This window comes from Bacillus sp. Leaf49, from assembly GCF_001426125.1.
Classification (GTDB): Bacteria; Bacillota; Bacilli; order Bacillales; family Bacillaceae; genus Bacillus; species Bacillus altitudinis.
In genome coordinates, this window is record NZ_LMRK01000022.1 from 194,694 (window position 1) to 214,225 (window position 19,532).

Here is a 19,532-nt window from a genome sequence, read left to right on the forward strand (position 1 = left end):
CAGGAGGTTTTTTTAGTGAACGTTAAAATATCGAGCTTCAGGATGAGAAACGACAATGGCTGAAACGGATGCTTCAGGCTCCATCATAAACCCTTCTGTGAGATGAATCCCGATTTTTTCTGGCTGCAGCAGGTGGAATAGTTTTTCTTGGTCTTCTAGATTAGGGCACGCTGGATAACCAAAGGAATAGCGCTGACCTTGATATTTGGCTTGGAATCGTTTCTCCATCGTGAAATCGACTGGGTCTGGGAATCCCCATTTATCACGAATTACTTGGTGCGTTCGTTCAGCCAATCCTTCTGCAAGCTCAAGTGCTAAAGCTTGGACAGCATGCATTTTCAAATAGTCACCCTCTTGTTTAAATTGCTGCGCAACTTCTCGTATGCGGGCACCAGCCGTCACTGCAAATAAGGCGATATAATCTTTCTCGTTCTCTCCGGTTTTCCGCACATAATCAGAAATAGACCGGTACGGAAGTTTTTCCTGTCTTGGAAATTGGAATGTCTCAATGACGCGGTCAGGCGCTTCTGGATCATAGATATGCAGGTCATTCCCATTTGAATTGGCAGGGAAGAATTGATAGACGAATGCAGGTGCAAACCAGTTTTTCTCTCTGCCTTCTTGAAGAAGATCTGTGATCAGCTGTTTTAACTCCAATGCTTTTGGATGCTGTTCAGCCAAGAGCTTTTTGACCTTTCCTTTTAAACCGAGGTGATGGCCGATCAGCATTTGCTCATTGACATAGGGCATTATGTGGTGCAAATCAATATCCCGTACATAATGGCGTTTCGTATTTTCTGGCGTGAATATCGCTGCCTCCGGAAGTGTCGCGCGTTTTTCTAGTAATTCAATCACAGCTTTTGGCTGCGTTGTTTCTTTTTCCTTATGGAGCGTTTCTTGATCCTCTAAGGGTTTTGTTTGAAATTGAAGAGGGTTCGTTCTTAATTCATTCGCTAAAGACAGACCGTCCATTGCATCTTTGGCGTAAAGGACGGGGCCATCATATTGAGGCGAAATTTTCATCTTCGTAAACTTCCGTGAAAGCGCCGCGCCGCCCACCAAAATGGGAACAGAGATGTTTGCTTTTTGTAAATCTTGAGCGGTCAAGACCATTTGCTGTGCTGATTTGACAAGTAAACCTGATAGTCCAATCATATCTGGCTTTTCTTTTTGCACCGCTTCAATCAATGTTTGTGGGGTTACTTTGATTCCGAGATCGACGACGTGAAAGCCATTATTGCTCAAAATGATGTCGACCAGGTTTTTCCCTATATCATGGACATCTCCTTTGACGGTGGCGAGGAGAATCTTCCCTTTGCCGCTTGCGTCCTTTTTCTCCATAAATTGCTCAAGGTATGAAACAGATGCTTTCATGACCTCAGCGGATTGAAGCACTTCAGCTACAATCAATTCGTTTTGATTAAAAAGGCGCCCAACCTCTGACATTCCCTGCATTAATGGTCCATTGATGATATGAAGAGGTGATTCAAATTTCTCCAAAGCAAGGGCAAGGTCATCAATCAGGCCTTCTTTCGTCCCTTCGACGACATAGAGTGCCAGTCTTTCATCAAGCGATAAGGAGATCTTTGGTTTTTTCTCTGTTTTCTTTTTCCCGCGATAAAATTGTGTGAACTCAGCAAGGGTTTGATCATTTGTTTCATAAAGTAAAGTTTCAGCCAGCTTGATTTCTTCCTTTGGAATTGAAGCGAAGCGTTCAAGCTTTTCAGTATTCACGATCGCATAATCAAGCCCTGCTTTGACGCAGTGATACAAATAAACGGCATTCAATATTTCTCTACCAACTGGCGGGAGTCCGAAAGACACGTTACTAATGCCTAAAATGGTGAGACATTCAGGCAGTACTGCTTTGATTCGCTCAATGCCTTTAATCGTCTCTTCAGCAGCACCAATATACTGTTCGTCTCCAGTACCTACTGGAAAGACAAGCGGGTCAAAAATGATATCACTCGCAGGGATTCCATATTTTTTCGTGAGCAGGTCATGGGATCTTACGGCAATTTCAAGTTTTCGATCTGCTGTGACGGCCATCCCTGTTTCATCGATTGTTCCAACAACAAGTGCGCCGCCATATAGCTTGACAAGCGGAAGAATCTCTTCAAAGCGCTCTTCTCCATCCTCTAAATTAATAGAATTGATAATGGCTTTTCCTTGAGAATACATGAGTGCTTTTTCGATGACATGTTTATCGGTTGAATCAATGACAAAAGGAGCTTTCACTTTTTTCATGGCTTCTTTTAAAAAGCCTTCCATGTCTGCTATCTCATCACGATCAGGGTCTGCTAGACACACATCAATGACGTGAGCGCCATTTTTCACTTGAGCACGAGCAATTTCTGCTGCCTCTTCAAACTTTTGTTCTGCGATGAGCCGTTTGAATTTGCGTGAACCAATGACATTTGTGCGCTCGCCAACAAAGAGGGGGCGCATCGCTTCTTCATAAATGAGGGGCTCGATTCCTGATACGGTATGCGGTGATGACTCATGCGACATGCTGCGGGGCTGAAGCGGACGTACTTCATCTGATAATGCCTGAATATGTGCAGGCGTTGTACCGCAGCAGCCGCCGACGATATTTAACCAGCCTTCTTTTGCAAAAGCGGCGATTTTTTTAGCAAGCGAAGCAGGGGATTCGTGATATTGTCCTTCTTCATCAGGGAGACCAGCGTTTGGATAGCAGCTGACAGCCGACTTTGAGATGGAGGAGAGTGTACGGATATGGTCTGTCATAAATTCTGGACCAGTTGCACAGTTTAGTCCGACGCTGATTGGTTTCATATGCTCAAGTGAGATATAAAAGGCTTCAATATCTTGACCGGCAAGGGTGGTGCCCATTGGTTCGATCGTCCCTGACACCATCAGTGGTAGCTCAATACCGGTTGCGTGAAAGGCTTCTTGAATGCCTTTAAATCCAGCTTTGACATTCAGCATGTCTTGACTCGTTTCTAAAAGAAGAGCATCACATTTCCCATCGATCAGGGCGCGGGCTTGTTCTTCATAATTTGCAACGAGCTCTTCAAACGTTGTGCCGCCTGTCACGGATAATGTTTTTGTAGTGGGCCCCATTGCGCCTACTACAAAGCGGGGCCAATCTGGTGTCGACAAACGGTCTGCTTCACGCTTTGCTAGCTGAGCTGCTTTTACGTTCAATTCATAGGCGAGATGGCCAAGTCCATATTCATCGAGAACGAGCTTTGTCGCACCGAATGTATTCGTTTCAATGAGGTCAGCACTTGCCTCTAGGTATTGCCGGTGAATCGTGGAGATAATGTGAGGGGCTGTGACGTTCAAATATTCGTTACAGCCCTCATACTCTTCTCCGCCGAAATCCTCTGCTGTGAGATCGGCGTTTTGAATCATTGTGCCCATTGCACCGTCAAGGACGAGGATGCGTTTTTTGAGCTGTTCAGTGATAGTTGGCATGGATGTTTGGCTCCTTTTCTTTCTGATGGATGTAAGTTGTCAGTTCTGCTGTTAAATCTGATCGAAGGAAAGGGGTAATTAAATAGATACCATTAAACAATTCGCAAGCTGTATCTAACAAAGAGCGAGCAATCGCTAACCCTTCTGTCCGCTGCTTTTCTTTATCTTCGCCTGCCTTGGCCATAATCTCACGAATCGAGTCAGACAATTTAATGCCGGGAATTTCATGATGAATAAACTCAGCATTTCGGCTGCTTGTTAGCGGCATAATGCCGATATAAATCGGTTTATCCAAATGTCGGCTTTCTTCATGAATTTTCACAAGCTGTTCCTCAGAGTAAACAGGTTGTGAAATAAAATAATCGGCCCCGTATTCGATTTTCTTCTCGAGGCGTTTGACTGCTTTATCAATATGACGGACATTTGGATTAAACGCGCCAGCCACTGAAAAATTAGTCTTTTTCCCGAGTGGCTTCCCAGAGAAAGATAGTCCCTCGTTAAATTGTTTGATCAGACGGATCAAATCAAAGGAGGTTAAATCATACACAGATGTCGCACCTGGGAAGTCTCCAATTTTAGACGGATCGCCTGTGATGGCTAAAATATCGGTTAGTCCAAGTGTGTCCAGCCCCATTAAGTGGGATTGGAGTCCAATTAAATTGCGATCACGACATGTGATATGGACAAGTGAACGCATATCAAGCTGCTGTTTTAATAAAGCGCCGCATGCCACATTGCTAATACGCGGGGTAGCTAGAGAGTTATCGGCCAGTGTGAGGGCATCAATGCCTGCACTTTTTAATTCGTTCGCTGCGACGAGGAATTTTTCAAAGTTCAGCTTCTTCGGCGGATCCAGCTCGACGATAATCGAACGTTTTTTCACAGCCAGCTCGTCAAGACCTGGTTCTGTCCGTTGATCTTGGATGGAAATGATTTCTTCTTTTAATACTTTCACTTCTTTTTCGGTAATAGGTGCTAAATCTTTGACCGCCTCAGCCATAGCACTAATATGCTGAGGGGTTGTTCCGCAGCAGCCTCCAATGATTCGTGCGCCCTGATTTCTAAACTCAAGTGCACTTTTTCGGAAATAATCATTATCTGTATCATAGACGAGTCTGCCTTCTTCAAGGGAGGGGAGACTGCTATTTGGATAGACAGATAAATGAGAATTTTCCAAAAGTGGAACACCTTCAAGTGCCTGAATCATATGATAAGGGCCTAATCGGCAGTTAATGCCGACGACATCAGCGCCAAGTGAGGATAATTCAGATAAACCGTCTTTTAGCGGTGTACCGTCCTGTAATACACCTTGCTCATGCATGGAGACGTTCATGACAATCGGAAGCGCTGTTTCTTTGCGAGCAATCTCAAGAACGGCTTTTGCTTCTTCAATATCGTAGTATGTTTCAAGCAGTAATCCATCAGGCTCTTCATTTAAAAGGATATAGAGCTGTTCTCTAAAGCTCCGTTTAATCTCGTCTAAAGAGTAGGCATTTTTGTTAAATGTTCGAATGCCGCCGATCGTTCCGAGGACATAAGCTGAGCCAGCGGCTGCTTTGGCAATTTGTACAGCTTTTGTGTTAATGCGTTTTGTTTCTTCCTCTAAGCCGTAGCGGGATAGTTTAATATAATTCGCACCGTATGTGTTCGTTTGAATAATGTCCGCTCCAGCTTGCACATATGCCTCGTGCACTCTTTTGACTTCATCTTCTTTTGATAAATTTAATTCTTCAAAGCAGCGGTCAATGCCATAAGAGTATAAAAGTGTTCCCATTGCTCCATCAGCAATCAGTACGCGATTTTGTAAGTCTTGTAATAGGCCCATTGGTTTCCTCCTTATTTCTATGTAACAAAAAAAGCCTTCTGATAAGAAGAAGACTTTTTGGCTGTATTGAAATTCTTCTTCTTATCTTCCAAGCAGTTGCTTGCTGGATTTAGCACCTTGGTCATAGAAAATAGATTTCTACTACACCGGTTGCTGAGGCTTCACAGGGCCAGTCCCTCTGCCTCTCTTGATAAGAAAGCGATATGAACATGTCAATGAATTGAACTTCCATCAACTGTATCGAAAAAATCGGAAATAATCAATGGAAAATTTGAAATTTATCGAAAATTTATAAATTGGACGTCAATCGGTAAATCTGCCTTGCTCATGAGCGCCATCACTTCTTGTAAATCATCTTTATTTTTTCCCGTCACACGTACTTGGTCATCTTGAAATTGCGACTTTACTTTTATACCAGATTGTTTGATCAAGGCATTGATCTTTTTGGCATTGTCCTTATCAATCCCGCTAATCAGCTTTGCACGCTGGCGAACGGTTCCACCTAGGGCATGTTCTGTTTTTCCGTAGTCAATGTTTTTAGTCGGTACGTTTCGTTTAATCAGTTTTGTCACAAGGACATCCTTTAGCTGCTCCAGCTTGAAGTCATCATCAGAAATGAGAACGAGTTCTTCTTTTTCTAGTGAAATATCACTTTTACTTCCTTTAAAATCATAACGGTTTTTAATTTCTTTCAGTGCTGCTTGAATGGCGTTTTGCACCTCTGGCAGCTCCACCTTCGATACAATATCAAATGAACTTTCTTTTGCCATCACATATGACCTCCAACTATAGATATTGCGTCTATTTTATCATGCCCATAGGGGAAGAAGAAACTTTATCGAAGAGAGTTCAGATGTATGCGGTATAATTCAAGTACAGTTTGTCCACTTTAGCTAACAGAACTAGAGATGTTCATGATGACAGAAGTATAGTAGAATAAAGTGAATCAAAAGATGAACGAACGCTCTTTTAAGGGCAGATAGGAAGGAAGAGAACATGAGACCAGGTGAGCAACTGACCTTGCAAATAGATAACGAGATGGAATACGGCTACTTTTTAACAGATGGCGAAGATTCTGTCCTCCTACATCGCAGTGAGATGACAGAGGATATTGGAGATCGTGATGAAGTAGAGGTCTACTTATATGTAGATCATGAGGAAAGACTGGCAGCGACGATGAAAATTCCTAAAATCAATGCACATACATACGACTGGGTAGAAGTTGTAGACGTTGTAGAAGATATGGGTGCTTTTGTCGATATAGGTTTGTCAAAGGATGCACTTGTTGCAACTGAACACCTCCCGCCTTTTGAGGAAGCGTGGCCGAAAAAAGGCGACAAACTATACTGTATGCTCAAAGTGACAAGTTACGGGAGAATGTTCGCAAAACCAGCCACTGAAGATGTGATCAGTGAATTGTTTACTGAAGCGCCAGAAACGTTAATGAACAAAGAAATTACTGGAACAATCTATCGCTTAATTGCGACAGGTTCTTTTATGCTGACAGATACAGGCGTGCGTGGATTTATCCACCGCACGGAACGAAAGGAAGAGCCTAGATTAGGATCGACCGTGACAGGACGCGTCATTGCAGTGAAAGAGGACGGAACCGTGAACGTTTCTCTGCTTCCTAGAAAACAGGATGCATTATCTGACGATGCAGAAGAAATCTTAACTTACATGAGAACGAGAAACGGTGCAATGCCTTACGGGGATAAAAGTGATCCAGAAGATATCCGGGAAAGATTTCAAATGAGCAAAGCAGCCTTCAAACGAGCATTAGGTCATCTGATGAAAAATGATCTTGTTTACCAAAAAGAAGGATGGACATACGAGAAAAAGTGAGCATTTGCTCACTTTCAGCGTGTAGACAAACCCTCGCATTCTTTGTCAGTCCTGCGTGCTGGTGCTCACGAATGCCAAATTCGCTCCGCGCCAGTACTCGTCCTTCCTAGACTGCAAAGGTTTTCTATCACGCTGAAAAGAAGACAAAGGGCTAAAATCAACAACATTTTAGCCCTTTGTCAACAATCTGAAGTGAGCATTTGCTCACTTTTTTTATTTTTGTCATAAATAATGGTTTTTTTCAGTGAAAAAAGTCATGAAAAAAGCTGAAAATCCTTCACTTTATCATTGAAACAATGACTCTCAAATCCGATAAATAAGGGGTAAGGATGATAAAAGGAGTGTGTTTTTGGATGAAAGTGAAGATTTCATTACTTCTGATGGCAGCTATGATCATGGTGCTCGCCTCATGCAGCAATCAGCAGGGAGGACCACCGGTATCAAATGCGAAGCATATTGGTGTCATGCTGACGGATGATGGTCTTGGTGATCAATCATTTAACGATTCATCATTTAAAGGATTAGAAAAAGCACGTGATGAGCTTGGCATTGAATTCGATTATAGAGAAATTGCAGAAACCGATACATATGAAAAAGGGCTGACCGAGCTTGTGAAAGATGGAAATGACCTGATCATCGGTGTAGGTTTCAGTATGCAAGAAGACTTAGAAAAGGTAGCGAAAAAATATCCGAAAAAGCAATTTTTACTCATTGATGCTGTGTCTGAACTGAAAAATGTCACATCAGTGACTTTTAAAGAAGAGCAGGGCAGCTATTTAGCGGGAGCACTTGCTGCCATGACAACAAAAAGTGATGTCATTGGTTTTGTTGGCGGAGTCGATGCAGAGGTGATCCACCGATTTGAACAAGGCTATCAAAAAGGTGCAAAATCAGTGAATCCGAACATCAAGATTGTATCCACGTATGCTGGCACATTTAGTGATGCAGGCAAAGGCAGTAAAATAGCGAAAGACATGATCAAAAAGAAAGCAGATGTTTTATATGCCGCAGCCGGTTATACGGGTGTTGGTGTATTAAAAGAAGCGCAAACGCAAGGCAAATATGCAATCGGTGTGGACAGCGATCAGTATTATACAGCTGAAAAAGCCGTTATTTCGTCTATGGTCAAAAAAGTCGATGAAGTCGTCTATCAATTCAGCGAACAGCTCGTCAAAAGCAGCAAAATCGAAAGCGGGCATATCGTTTATGACTTAAGTAATGACGGAATCGATATGGCAAGAATCCGGGTGCTCAAAGATGCTGAGAAATTAACCAAAAAATTAAATGGACTGAAGCAGACACTTCTGAAAGAAGAGGGGGCAGCATCATGAGCTTACGCATCAAAATTTTGCTCAACTCACTCATTTCACTTCTTTTAGCGGTTGGCGTAATTGCCTTTATTATTGTGAGTATGACAAAGATTCAGTCATCAAGCGAAACAGAAGTTCAAACCTTACTGAACGTACAAAAAACGAAGGCCAGCTTTGAAAGTGTCGAACAAGCCATGACCAATTATTCCATGACCCTTTCAGATGAACAGCTAGAGGTCGTTCAAAACGATATATCGACAGCGAAAAAACAGCTGCAAATGTTAAACAAAAACGCAGGAAATATGAACAAAGAAGCCCTAACACGGTTAAATTCAAAGTTTGACACATGGACGCAAGAAGCAAACAATGCCATTGGTGAAAAAAATGCCTCTGATGCCAGACGAGTGGCTGCCAGAATTGACGGTGTTTTAAACGACGTGCATACGATGAATAAAAGAGCACAAGAAGCGTATGAATACCATTTAGAGGAGGCGGCAGACAATGTGCAAAGGATCATCACAAGCGCATCTGTCGCAGCCCTCACGCTGATTGTCATCGCCGTCTTTTTAAATATTGGTTTAACGAGATCCATTGTGACGCCAATCAAATCCCTTTCTTACCGGGCAAAACAGATTGCCGAAGGAAACCTCGCTGTGGAGCGGATGAACATCAAGCGGAAAGATGAAATCGGCGGATTAAATGAGTCGTTCAATCAAATGACGGATCAGCTGATTAGCTTGATTCAAGAAATCAGCCATGTCTCAAGCCAAGTAGAATCATTCTCGATTCAGCTAGATGATGAAAACAAAAAGCTTATGGAATCGGCCAATCAAGTGTCTGTATCGACAGACGAAATGGCGAATGGTTCACAAGCGATTTCAGAAGACCTTCAGCATGGCGTTAGTTTGATTGAGAAAATGGATTCACATGGCCGTAAGAATTCCGAAAGATCACATACAGTCATCCGTAGTACAGAGGATGCCATTGAAGCGGTGGATAGCGGAAAGCACACGTTAACAGAAACAAAAGCAGCCATTGAAAAAAATACACGTGCGACGAGACAAATTGAAGAGTCAGCAGGAGAATTCACTCAGTACGCAAGCGGAATCTCCGCAATGGCCAAAACGGTTTCTGATATTGCGGACCAGACAAACCTCCTCTCGCTTAATGCGGCGATTGAAGCGGCAAGAGCAGGAGAAGCTGGCAAAGGGTTTGCCGTCGTAGCGGACGAAATCCGTAAGCTGGCAGATGAATCGTCTCGTGCAACAAGACAAATTTTTGACATGGTGAGTCATATTGAAAAAGGCATTCAATCCATTAGCCAAACTGTACAAGAAGGGGTCAAGCTATCACTTCAGCAGCAAGATGCAATGGACAAAACCTCACACTCCTTTGAAGATATAGAAACAAAAGCACAACATATTAAGCAAGAAATGGCGGTCTTAAATGACCAAATCATTCAATCAACAGAGCTTGGTGGACAAGTGCTGCACTCGATTGAAAATATTAGTGCCGTTGTAGAAGAAACGGCAGCGGGCAGCGAAGAAATTTCTGCCTCGGCAAACGAACAGCTGCAATCTTTCCATCAAATGAACAAACAAGTAGAAGAACTGATGAATATGACAGCAAGGTTAAACGAAACCGTTCACCGATTTAAGCTATCATAAGAAAAGCACCCTTCCCGTGATGTTTCAGGGAAGGGTGCTTTTTATGATGGGCTGCCTGTAAAGAAGATGGCAAGTGTGCTAGGGCCTGAGTGGGACCCAACAGCCGCGCCGATGACCTGGATGTCGATTTCTTTTGGGTGAAATTCCGCTTCGATTAATTGTCTCATTTCTTCTGCAAGTGCAGGGTCATCTCCATGACTAATGCCAACAGTTTGACTAGACCAGTCAGATCCGCGTTCTTTCATCAGCTCGATAATGCGTTTCAATAATTTTTTACGGCCACGAATTTTTTCAAGGGGTATCAGTTTTCCATCCTCAACGTGTAAAATGGGTTTAATACTTAACAATCCGCCAACAAATGCGGACGCTTTACTGATTCTTCCGCCTCTTGCTAAATACGATAAATCGTCTACAGTAAAAATATGTTGTAAAGATTCACAAAAATGCTTTACAGACGTTTCAATTTCTTGTATTGTATTTCCGTCAATGGCAAGTGATTGAGCGTGTTTGACAGCTAGTCCATAACCAAGTGAAGCACATTTAGAATCAATGATTCGTAAATCGAAATCAGGGTATTCTTCCTTCACTTCGTTTGCCATCATCACAGCGGTTTGGTATGTACCTGAAAGCTCTGATGAAAAGGCAACATAGATAGCGGATGTATGGGTTTGGGCTGCAGAAACAAAGGCTTCTTTGATCCGGTTCGGTGAAGCTTGTGATGTTTTTGGACTTGCGCCTTGTCTCATCGCATCAAATACTTGTTTTGGTTCAATGGTGATCAAATCCTCAAATTCCTGCTCGCCGAGTAATACACGAAGCGGAATGAGTGTCATGTTTTGTTCATCATAATAAGAAAGAGGCAGATCAGCAGCACTGTCTGCTATGATATGAACAGTCATCAAAATCCCTTCTTTCTAAAAAAATCAACCATATTTTACATCTTTTTAGCCTAACTATATCATAGAAAATCATTTTTTCGTGTTCAAATTCTAAATTTTAGGGAAAACCATAGAGAGAATGGTAAGTGGAGGAATGACAACATGTTCATTGGAGAAGCAAAAAAATTCATCGTCGTCGTCATTGGTGCCTTACTCAATGCGATTGGGCTGAATTTATTTTTAATCCCTGCTGACGTATATGCAAGTGGTTTTACAGGGGTTGCCCAGCTATTATCTAGTTTAATCGATCAATATGCACCGTTTTATTTATCAACAGGAATCCTATTATTTATTTTAAACATTCCGGTCGGCATTTTAGGCTGGATGAAGGTTGGTCGTTCCTTTACTTTGTATAGCATTATTAGTGTGGCACTGACAACGATTTTCCTCGGCATTTTACCAGAGACAAGTGTTTCTGAAGATATTTTATTAAATGCTGTATTTGGCGGAGTCATTTCTGCACTTGGCATTGGGATTACACTGAAATATGGGGCATCTACAGGCGGCCTTGACATTATTGCGATGATTTTAGCGAAATGGAAAGACAAACCAGTGGGCACGTATTTCTTCATTTTAAACGGAATTATCATTTTTACAGCAGGATTGTTACAAGGTTGGGAGAAAGCTTTATATACCCTTGTCACATTATATGTGACGACTAGGGTAATTGATGCTATCCATACGAGACATGAAAAGCTGACTGCCATGATTGTGACAAAGAAAGCAGATGAAATCAAAGAAGCCATTTATGGAAAAATGGTCAGAGGGATTACGACTGTTCCGGCAAAAGGGGCATTTACCAATGAACAAAAAGAAATGATGGTCATTGTCATTACAAGGTATGAGCTGTATGAACTTGAACAAATTATAAAGGAAGTCGATCCAAAAGCCTTTACAAATATTGTTCAAACAACCAATATTCTTGGATTTTTCAGACGAGATTAAAAGGTGGGTAGAAGATGAAAAAAGGGTTAGTGCTTTTTCTCGTTCTATTGGTTTTAACAGCTTGTGGACAACAAAAAAAGGATGAACCAGACAAGGAGGTATCCGGTCAAATGGGAGAAAAAACCGTTGTACTCACAGTAGACCCCGTCCAAAAAGGTTCTTCGGTTCAATTTCATATGTCACTCAAAAATGAATCAGATCGAGATATTGAATTCACGTTTAACACAAGTCAAAAATTCGAATTGAGTGTGTACGATGAAGACGGAAATGAAAAATACCGTTACTCGAAAGACCGTATGTTCACACAAGCCATCCAATCCTTTGTGCTGAAAGCAGATGAAACATATGACTTCCAAGATACGTGGTCAAACGGTGTGGAGCCGGGAACGTATGAAGCGGTCGTCACATTTAAAGGAAAAGCAGAAGGGCTAAAGCAAATCACTGAGAAGAAAACGTTCCAAGTGAAATAAGCATAAGAAAAGCTGTCCACAAAGCGGACAGCTTTTTTCGTTAAAGATCATCAAGCAGGTCTTGGAACGTATGCAGCTGGTTTCTTTCTGCATCTGTCGAATTAGCAAATGCAGATGATACGGCGTTTTTAGCTCGCTGAACTGCTTGTTGACGCTCTAAACCAGATGGAAATGAAGAAGTAAGGGCTTCCTCAGTAAATGATTTGGCTTGATCAAAAAGTTCGTTTCTCACAATGAACCTCCAGAAGCATCAGTCTTCATATTTCCCCTGTCCTCCGTAGCTTCTTCAAGTGTGGAACGATACGGAAAACGTGCGTCATGTAGACTGACTGAATCTTTACCTTGTTGTATAAAGCGTTTCGATTTGCTTCTTTTACCCATTCGGAATCCGCCCCTTTACACAAGCTGACAGGACAACCTGTCTAACGGTAGTATGCCCGCTTCGACCTGCTATGTATGAATGGAAAAATTAAAGCGAGAAGTAATTCGTTAGGAATTTTGCAATCCCATCTTGTTCATTCGTATCTGTCACTTCATTAGAGACGCGTTTCACTGCATCAATCCCGTTGCCCATTGCAACCCCGCATCCAGCAAATTCAAGCATCTCTAAATCATTGTCTTCATCTCCGAATGCCACAATCCGCTCCTGAGGCACACCGTAATAATCACTGATCTTTTGCAGTCCAACGGCTTTGTTCATACCTGTTTTAATGATTTCAATGACGTGCCACGGAGCAGCCCAGCGTCTGTGGTCAATCACTTCTGCATGAACATCTGTCAAATAGCTCCGAATCGCTCCGACGTCTTCTTCTTTTGCGTGAATTAAGACGCTTGTGACATTCTCTCCAAGATTGTTCCGAAGGTCTCCAACGGTCACTTTGTTTGCATTCATATTAAATATATCAATGAGCTTTTCATCATGATAATGGAAATACAAATCGTCTAGCACTTCAGCTAACACATTGTGTACTTTATATTCCTCACTAATATCCACAAGCTGTTTCACGACTTGAAGATCAAGTGATGTGTGAAATCTGCCCCATTTTTCATCAAGAGGATGATGGACAAACGCTCCATTAAAGTTCACAATCGGTGAATCGAGCTGCAATTGCTGATAATAAGGAGAGCTGGAACGAAATGGCCGGCCAGTTGAAATACAGACATGATGCCCGCTGTCTTTCACTTTTTGAATGACATCAAGTGTGTGTGCAGAAATCGTTTTATCGTCTTTTAATAACGTGCCATCCAGGTCAAGTGCGATTAGATAAGGTTTAGTCTCCATAAAATCTCCTTTGATCTGTAAGTAATAGGAGGCAGCTGGTGCGGGTGCCTCCACCTATAGTGTATCTTTATCACATCTTCGTTGTCTACATGTTAAAATAAACAAAGACGGGAATGATAAAGGAGGATTCATAGGCTGTGATCACCATTGATGAGCAAATGACACACGATATTCCATTTTTACATATCGTAAAAGCTGAAAATAAAGATAAACCGATGCCACTTGTATTTTTTATACATGGATTTACAAGTGCACGCGAGCACAACTTACACTTCGCCTTTCATTTGGCGGAAAAAGGCATGAGAGTCATTTTGCCTGACTGTGCTTATCATGGTGTAAGATCAGAAAACCTCAGCTTAGAGGAGCTGGCATCAAAGTTTTGGGAAATCGTCCTGAACGAAATACGTGAAATCGATATCTTAAAAACATATTTTCAAGAAAAACAATTGATTGAAGCCGATCTAATAGGTGTTGCAGGTACTTCCATGGGAGGCATCACGACCTTTGGTGCACTCGCAAAACATGATTGGATTAAAGCGGCAGTCAGCTTGATGGGCAGTCCGAAATATACGACATTCCTACAAGCACAAATTATGGACATGCGGCACAAAGGGTTGATGAAAGAGATTACAGATGAAGAGGTTCATCAGCAATTAGACGCGCTGCGTCCTTATGATTTAACGCTACAAACAGATCGATTAAACAAAAGACCGCTGTTATTCTGGCATGCAGAAAACGATCCAGTTGTCCCTTACAGACATGCAAAAGCTCTTTATGACGAGTTAGCAGAAACCCAATATAAAGAAGATCCGCACCTGATTCGTTTTATTACAGATGGACAGGCTGGCCATAAGGTCTCAAGACAAGCGATGTTTGAAACCATTGACTGGTTTGTGACACACCTGAAAAGCACAAACGTTTAGCCAAAAGGAAAAGTACGTTATACTAGTTGAAAAAGGAGTGGATATCATGGATGAAGCATTGAAAGAAAATATTTTAGGCGCCCTAGAACAGGTGATTGACCCTGAGTTAAACGTAGACATCGTCAACCTTGGACTTGTCTATGATGTCGATCTTGATGAGAATGGAAAAGCGGATATCACAATGACTTTAACATCAATGGGCTGTCCCCTTGCACCAGTTATCGTCGATGAAGTCAAAAAAGCATTAAGCGACTTGCCTGAAGTGAAAGAAACAGAAGTTCACATCGTATGGAATCCACCTTGGACACGTGACAAAATGTCAAGATACGCTAAAATTGCGCTTGGTATTCAATAAGTAAATACGACCTGGTATGAGTAGAACTCGTACCAGGTTTTTTTATGAAAAATTAAGGTAGAGGAGGAGTATGGCTTGATATAATGGATGTAATTTTATAGAACGGAGTACCTATAATGAAACGAAAGTGGATATGGATCGTCCTTTTGATGGGATATGGTGCTGCCTTTTTTGCATCAGTCTCTATACGTGAAGATCAAGCACACAAAAGACAAGGACTTGAGGCGTTTACAGATGTGAGTCACCTCATGCCGGTCAAAATAAAAAAAGTCGTGCAAGGAAAAGAAATAGAATCTTTAAAAGAAGTATTAGAAGAAGCAAAAGAGAAGAATCTGCCCATTTCAATCGCCGGAAAGCAGCATAGTATGGGCGGCCACACGTATTATGAAAATGGCATTGTACTAGACATGACGAAATTTCGCCGAATCGTATCATTTAATGAAAAAAAGAAGACCATTCGGGTCCAGAGCGGCGCCACATGGGATGATATTCAAACATATGTGAACCCATATGGTCTTGCAGTAAAGGTGATGCAATCTCAAAACATCTTTACGATTGGTGGCTCGTTAAGTGCAAATGCACATGGACGTGACATTCGCTACGGCTCACTTATTGACACTGTGCGCTCTTTCACACTGTTAAAAGCAGATGGAGAGATCATCACAGTAAAGCCTAGCGATGATTTATTTACTGCCGTGATTGGAGGATACGGCTTATTCGGTGTCATTTTAGATGTTGAGCTTTCCTTAACAAAGGATGAATTATATAAAATGGAGACAACCTCTCTACACTTCGATGAATACACTGATTATTTTCAAAAGCATGTAAAGAACAATAAAGAAGTGCGCATGCATCTCGCAAGAATCTCTACAGCGAAAACAAATTTTTTGAAAGAGATGTATGTGACGAATTATTCACTTACTTCTGATCAACAGATCGATCCATACCGCGAGCTCAAAGAAGATCAGCTCGTCATCCCTTTAAAATTTATGCTCGGCCTTTCGAGAAGATTTGATAGGAAAGATTTGCTATGGAACTTGCAAAAGAAGTATTTTCAAAGTCAAAATGACCAGCTGATCACAAGAAATAACGTGATGCGGTCTGATTCTGCTTTTTTAGAATATGAAAATGAGTCAGATACCGATGTGCTTCAAGAATACTTTGTTCCAGTTGATCGTTTTCGTGCGTATATCGATGACATGAGAGGGTTTTTACAACAGGAAGAATTGAATTTAATGAACATCACGATCCGCTACGTACAAAAAAATGAAAAAGCGGATCTCTCATATGCGAAAGAAGATATGTTTGCACTTGTTTTGTTAGTGAATTATGGTTTTGAGAAAGAAGAGAAGGCAGAAGCAGAGCGGGTCATCCGGCAAATGACAGATATCACCTTGCGGCACCATGGAAGCTATTACTTACCATACATGCCTTATCAAACGAAAGCACAAATGAAACAAGCGTATCCAAAAACCGATCTATTCTTTCAAAAGAAAAAGCAAGCAGATCCAGATGGCAGATTTATCAACTACTTTTATGAAAGGTACAATACACAATGAATGCTAAAGCAATGAAATGGTTCGTCTATTCACAAAGTCTACTGTTTTTCGCCAGTAGTCTCATTTTCCCTTTTTATATTCTTTTTATTAAAAATGTTGGGTCGAGCTATTCTCAATTTGGTCTTGCTTATGGTCTGTTTGGTTTGAGCGGTGCGTTCATTCATTTATTATTAGGAAAACTTCCTGAAACGACCGACAGGCGTCTCTTTTTAATCATTCATTCGTTTGGTATGGCGTTTCTTCTTCTCCTTTTTCCACATATCACAGAAGTAGAGCAAGTTTATATGATTCAGATTGCCTTAGGTGTGCTAGGTGGTGTTCAGAAGCACGGAGAGAAACTGCTCGTCACCGAACTCACAAATGAGAAGAAGCGAATGAAAGAAGTTGGGCACTATCATTTTTGGACAGCGCTTTTTTCATCTATCGCCATCATGCTTGGCGGCCTGTTTGCTGATTTTTTCACCATTCATTTGATTTTTTATGCAAGTTCCCTATTATATTTATGCAGTGCGCTTTTGGTTCTCAATATGAAGAACAATAGATAAAATCCGCATGTCTCACGAAGATATGTGGATTTTTTTATGAAAAAAAATGAAAACAAATATTAAATATACAATTGAATTAATTTTTATACATGTTATAATGTTAAATAATTTCACAAAGATCAAGAGGGTGTATTGACGTTGAAAATAGGTATTATAGGTGCTACAGGGTACGGTGGTGCGGAATTAGTTCGTATCTTTAAGCAGCATCCACATGTGGAGGAATGTATATTGTATTCATCAAGTGGTGATGGGCAATTATACAGTCAATCTTATCCGCATCTGACAACGATTACTGACCAAACATTAAAAGCCATTGATCCGGCTGCCATTGTGCAAGAAACAGATGCTGTGTTTTTAGCGACACCAGCAGGCGTTTCAAGTGAACTCACACCGAAGCTCATGAATCAAGGGGTGCCAATTATTGATTTATCAGGTGACTTGCGCATTCAAGATGGGGCCGTTTATGAAGCGTGGTATAAACGAAGGGCAGCGGATGATGCATCGGTTCAACAAGCTGTATACGGATTATCTGAATTGAATCGTGATACCATTAAGCAAGCGGAAGTCATTGCAAACCCAGGCTGCTTTCCTACTGCAGTTCTTCTAGGTTTAGCACCGCTGATGAAACAGAATTTAATCGATGAATCTATGATCATAATAGATGCAAAAACCGGGGTGTCCGGTGCAGGACGATCAGCCTCACTTGGCACACATTTTTCAGAGCTGAACGATAACTTTAAAATTTATAAGGTGAATGAACATCAGCACACACCTGAAATAGAACAAGTACTTAGAGAATGGAACCCGCAAACGGCGAACATCACATTTTCAACACATCTTGTCCCGATGACAAGAGGGATTATGGCGACGATGTATACACAATTGAAAGCAGATGTCACAAAAGTAGAATTAATGAAACGGATGAAGGACTTTTATGAAGATTCCTATTTTGTAAGAGTGAGAGATCATGGGATATATCCGCAAACAAAAGAAGTATACGGCAGTAACTTCTGTGACATTGGTTTTCATTTAGATGAGCGAACAGGCAGACTGACGATTGTATCTGTCATAGATAATCTCATGAAAGGCGCAGCCGGCCAAGCGGTTCAAAACTTCAATATCATCAAAGGCTTACATGAAGAGGCGGGCCTCACAATGACACCTCTCTATCCATAAGAACAGGGGAGACAACAAACATGATCGAATTGAATGAAAAAAGTATTGTCAAAATAGACGGGGACGTATCATCACCAAAAGGTTTTGAAGCAAAGGGGATTCATATAGGATTACGCTATTCAAAAAAAGACCTTGGCTTGATCATCAGTGAAGTACCAGCAGCGAGTGCAGCGGTATACACTCAAAGTCACTTTCAAGCTGCGCCTCTTCAAGTCACACAAAAAAGCTTGAAAAAGACGGGCAAACTAAAAGGTGTCATTGTCAATAGTGCGATCGCCAACGCATGTACAGGTGAGCAGGGATTAAAAGATGCATACGACATGCAGGCAGCCTGTGCAGACATGTTAGGGACAGAGCCTGATTACATTGCTGTTTCTTCTACTGGTGTCATTGGAGAGTGTCTGGATATGGATAAAATCAAAACAGGCATCGCTCAGCTAAAAGAAGCAAAAGCAGGAAATGGCCACTTTGAAGAAGCGATTCTAACAACAGATACAGTCATTAAAAATACGACATACTCCTTGACGATAGACGGGAAAGAGATTCTCATTTCTGGTGCAGCAAAGGGCTCTGGTATGATTCATCCGAACATGGCAACAATGCTCGGGTTTGTCACAACCGATGCAAATGTCGAACAAGAAGCTTTGCAAAATGCTCTTCGTGACATTACAGATGTGACGTTTAATCAAATTACCGTCGATGGAGAAACATCAACTAACGATATGGTGCTTGTGATGGCAAATGGAATGGCAGAAAACCAGGCACTGAATGAAGAACATCCAGAATGGCCATTGTTTAAAGAAGGATTAAAACTAGCCTGCGAAGATCTAGCAAAAGAGATTGCAAGAGACGGAGAAGGCGCAACTAAATTAATCGAAGCGAAAGTTGTTGGTGCTAAAAACAACTTAGAAGCGGGAATTATTGCAAAAAAAATCGTAGGTTCAAGTCTTGTGAAAACAGCCGTATACGGTACGGACGCCAACTGGGGACGGATTATCGGAGCAATCGGTCATAGCGCAGCTTCTGTCACGCCAGAAGAGGTGGAAGTTTACTTAGGCGGGCAGTGTCTGTTTAAACATAACGAACCTCAGTCTTTCTCAGAAGAGGAAGCAAAAGCGTATCTAGAGCAGGATGAGATTACGATTTTCATTCAAATGAATGAAGGAAATGGTGAAGCGGCAGCATGGGGCTGTGACCTTACCTATGATTATGTGAAAATTAACGCGAGCTATCGCACATAATGAAGGAGAT

The 19,532-nt window shown here is 41.6% G+C and carries 18 protein-coding genes and 1 riboswitch; of the genes, 11 read left to right on the forward strand and 7 right to left on the reverse strand.

The window, feature by feature from the left end:
* Positions 1 to 12 precede the first annotated feature (12 nt).
* From metH to ASG46_RS15655, 3 genes are all read right to left on the reverse strand, one after another.
* Positions 13 to 3,441, reverse strand: coding sequence for a methionine synthase (gene metH / locus ASG46_RS15645; RefSeq protein WP_056705161.1), 3,429 nt, complete (start codon positions 3,439 to 3,441; stop codon positions 13 to 15).
* Positions 3,425 to 5,266 (reverse strand): bifunctional homocysteine S-methyltransferase/methylenetetrahydrofolate reductase, encoded by a 1,842-nt coding sequence (locus ASG46_RS15650; RefSeq protein ID WP_007499079.1) that lies wholly within the window; start codon positions 5,264 to 5,266, stop codon positions 3,425 to 3,427. Before ASG46_RS15650 ends, metH begins: the two co-directional genes overlap by 17 nt.
* A 78-nt stretch (positions 5,267 to 5,344) precedes the next feature.
* Positions 5,345 to 5,463: riboswitch (SAM riboswitch) on the reverse strand.
* Between the two features lie 81 nt (positions 5,464 to 5,544).
* Positions 5,545 to 6,036, reverse strand: a complete 492-nt coding sequence (locus ASG46_RS15655; protein WP_056705162.1) for a YajQ family cyclic di-GMP-binding protein — start codon at positions 6,034 to 6,036, stop codon at positions 5,545 to 5,547.
* 226 nt (positions 6,037 to 6,262) lie between these two features.
* Here ASG46_RS15655 and ASG46_RS15660 point away from each other — a divergent pair, with 226 nt between their 5' ends.
* From ASG46_RS15660 to ASG46_RS15670, 3 genes are all read left to right on the forward strand, one after another.
* On the forward strand, positions 6,263 to 7,111 hold the full coding sequence (locus tag ASG46_RS15660; RefSeq protein WP_056705167.1) for a CvfB family protein: 849 nt from the start codon (positions 6,263 to 6,265) through the stop codon (positions 7,109 to 7,111).
* A gap of 353 nt (positions 7,112 to 7,464) precedes the next feature.
* A complete protein-coding gene (locus ASG46_RS15665; RefSeq protein ID WP_056705169.1) occupies positions 7,465 to 8,442 on the forward strand; it encodes a BMP family lipoprotein in 978 nt (325 codons plus the stop codon).
* Positions 8,439 to 10,088 carry a methyl-accepting chemotaxis protein gene (locus ASG46_RS15670; protein WP_056705171.1) on the forward strand — a complete coding sequence of 550 codons (1,650 nt, stop codon included), beginning with the start codon at positions 8,439 to 8,441 and terminating at the stop codon, positions 10,086 to 10,088. Before ASG46_RS15665 ends, ASG46_RS15670 begins: the two co-directional genes overlap by 4 nt.
* Before the next feature lie 41 nt (positions 10,089 to 10,129).
* Here the strand turns inward: ASG46_RS15670 and ASG46_RS15675 are convergent, their stop codons facing one another.
* Positions 10,130 to 10,987 (reverse strand): DegV family protein, encoded by an 858-nt coding sequence (locus ASG46_RS15675; RefSeq protein WP_008348544.1) that lies wholly within the window; start codon positions 10,985 to 10,987, stop codon positions 10,130 to 10,132.
* Positions 10,988 to 11,128: 141 nt separating this feature from the next.
* On the opposite strand from ASG46_RS15675, the gene ASG46_RS15680 reads away from it, so the two are divergent.
* Entirely contained in the window at positions 11,129 to 11,971 is an 843-nt protein-coding gene (locus tag ASG46_RS15680) for a YitT family protein (RefSeq protein ID WP_007499067.1), read from the forward strand.
* Positions 11,972 to 11,985: 14 nt separating this feature from the next.
* Positions 11,986 to 12,441, forward strand: a complete 456-nt coding sequence (locus tag ASG46_RS15685) for a BsuPI-related putative proteinase inhibitor (RefSeq protein WP_008348542.1) — start codon at positions 11,986 to 11,988, stop codon at positions 12,439 to 12,441.
* 40 nt (positions 12,442 to 12,481) lie between these two features.
* Here the strand turns inward: ASG46_RS15685 and ASG46_RS15690 are convergent, their stop codons facing one another.
* The 3 genes from ASG46_RS15690 to ASG46_RS15700 form a co-directional block, all read right to left on the reverse strand.
* Positions 12,482 to 12,673 carry a DUF3813 domain-containing protein gene (locus ASG46_RS15690; protein WP_008348541.1) on the reverse strand — a complete coding sequence of 64 codons (192 nt, stop codon included), beginning with the start codon at positions 12,671 to 12,673 and terminating at the stop codon, positions 12,482 to 12,484.
* Positions 12,670 to 12,822 carry a hypothetical protein gene (locus tag ASG46_RS15695; RefSeq protein ID WP_025207136.1) on the reverse strand — a complete coding sequence of 51 codons (153 nt, stop codon included), beginning with the start codon at positions 12,820 to 12,822 and terminating at the stop codon, positions 12,670 to 12,672. The genes ASG46_RS15690 and ASG46_RS15695 overlap by 4 nt, the downstream gene beginning before the upstream one ends.
* 88 nt (positions 12,823 to 12,910) lie before the next feature.
* Positions 12,911 to 13,723, reverse strand: coding sequence for a Cof-type HAD-IIB family hydrolase (locus ASG46_RS15700; RefSeq protein WP_008348537.1), 813 nt, complete (start codon positions 13,721 to 13,723; stop codon positions 12,911 to 12,913).
* 137 nt (positions 13,724 to 13,860) lie between these two features.
* On the opposite strand from ASG46_RS15700, the gene ASG46_RS15705 reads away from it, so the two are divergent.
* The 6 genes from ASG46_RS15705 (at position 13,861) to argJ (ending at position 19,522) form a co-directional block, all read left to right on the forward strand.
* On the forward strand, positions 13,861 to 14,646 hold the full coding sequence (locus ASG46_RS15705) for an alpha/beta fold hydrolase (protein WP_041507472.1): 786 nt from the start codon (positions 13,861 to 13,863) through the stop codon (positions 14,644 to 14,646).
* 46 nt (positions 14,647 to 14,692) lie between these two features.
* Positions 14,693 to 15,001, forward strand: a complete 309-nt coding sequence (locus ASG46_RS15710; RefSeq protein ID WP_003211530.1) for a metal-sulfur cluster assembly factor — start codon at positions 14,693 to 14,695, stop codon at positions 14,999 to 15,001.
* A 116-nt stretch (positions 15,002 to 15,117) separates the two neighbouring features.
* Positions 15,118 to 16,560 (forward strand): FAD-binding oxidoreductase, encoded by a 1,443-nt coding sequence (locus ASG46_RS15715; protein WP_056705172.1) that lies wholly within the window; start codon positions 15,118 to 15,120, stop codon positions 16,558 to 16,560.
* The gene (locus tag ASG46_RS15720) at positions 16,557 to 17,105 is read left to right on the forward strand and encodes an MFS transporter (protein ID WP_048001695.1); all 549 of its coding nucleotides are present in this window, start codon (positions 16,557 to 16,559) and stop codon (positions 17,103 to 17,105) included. The genes ASG46_RS15715 and ASG46_RS15720 overlap by 4 nt, the downstream gene beginning before the upstream one ends.
* Positions 17,106 to 17,243: 138 nt before the next feature.
* Positions 17,244 to 18,281 (forward strand): N-acetyl-gamma-glutamyl-phosphate reductase, encoded by a 1,038-nt coding sequence (gene argC / locus ASG46_RS15725; RefSeq protein WP_048001745.1) that lies wholly within the window; start codon positions 17,244 to 17,246, stop codon positions 18,279 to 18,281.
* A gap of 20 nt (positions 18,282 to 18,301) precedes the next feature.
* Entirely contained in the window at positions 18,302 to 19,522 is a 1,221-nt protein-coding gene (argJ, locus tag ASG46_RS15730; protein ID WP_039167371.1) for a bifunctional ornithine acetyltransferase/N-acetylglutamate synthase, read from the forward strand.
* The last annotated feature ends 10 nt before the right edge of the window (positions 19,523 to 19,532 follow it).

Bases quoted from the DNA above. Each gene is read 5' to 3' on its own strand.
- ASG46_RS15695 (WP_025207136.1), bottom strand. From the start codon at position 12,822: ATGGGTAAAAGAAGCAAATCGAAACGCTTTATACAACAAGGTAAAGAT.
- ASG46_RS15700 (WP_008348537.1), bottom strand. From the start codon at position 13,723: ATGGAGACTAAACCTTATCTAATCGCACTTGACCTGGATGGCACGTTA.
- ASG46_RS15665 (WP_056705169.1), top strand. From the start codon at position 7,465: ATGAAAGTGAAGATTTCATTACTTCTGATGGCAGCTATGATCATGGTG.
- ASG46_RS15715 (WP_056705172.1), top strand. From the start codon at position 15,118: ATGAAACGAAAGTGGATATGGATCGTCCTTTTGATGGGATATGGTGCT.
- metH (WP_056705161.1), bottom strand. From the start codon at position 3,441: ATGCCAACTATCACTGAACAGCTCAAAAAACGCATCCTCGTCCTTGAC.
- ASG46_RS15680 (WP_007499067.1), top strand. From the start codon at position 11,129: ATGTTCATTGGAGAAGCAAAAAAATTCATCGTCGTCGTCATTGGTGCC.
- ASG46_RS15685 (WP_008348542.1), top strand. From the start codon at position 11,986: ATGAAAAAAGGGTTAGTGCTTTTTCTCGTTCTATTGGTTTTAACAGCT.
- ASG46_RS15655 (WP_056705162.1), bottom strand. From the start codon at position 6,036: ATGGCAAAAGAAAGTTCATTTGATATTGTATCGAAGGTGGAGCTGCCA.
- ASG46_RS15650 (WP_007499079.1), bottom strand. From the start codon at position 5,266: ATGGGCCTATTACAAGACTTACAAAATCGCGTACTGATTGCTGATGGA.
- ASG46_RS15675 (WP_008348544.1), bottom strand. From the start codon at position 10,987: ATGACTGTTCATATCATAGCAGACAGTGCTGCTGATCTGCCTCTTTCT.
- ASG46_RS15660 (WP_056705167.1), top strand. From the start codon at position 6,263: ATGAGACCAGGTGAGCAACTGACCTTGCAAATAGATAACGAGATGGAA.
- argJ (WP_039167371.1), top strand. From the start codon at position 18,302: ATGATCGAATTGAATGAAAAAAGTATTGTCAAAATAGACGGGGACGTA.
- ASG46_RS15670 (WP_056705171.1), top strand. From the start codon at position 8,439: ATGAGCTTACGCATCAAAATTTTGCTCAACTCACTCATTTCACTTCTT.
- ASG46_RS15710 (WP_003211530.1), top strand. From the start codon at position 14,693: ATGGATGAAGCATTGAAAGAAAATATTTTAGGCGCCCTAGAACAGGTG.
- ASG46_RS15720 (WP_048001695.1), top strand. From the start codon at position 16,557: ATGAATGCTAAAGCAATGAAATGGTTCGTCTATTCACAAAGTCTACTG.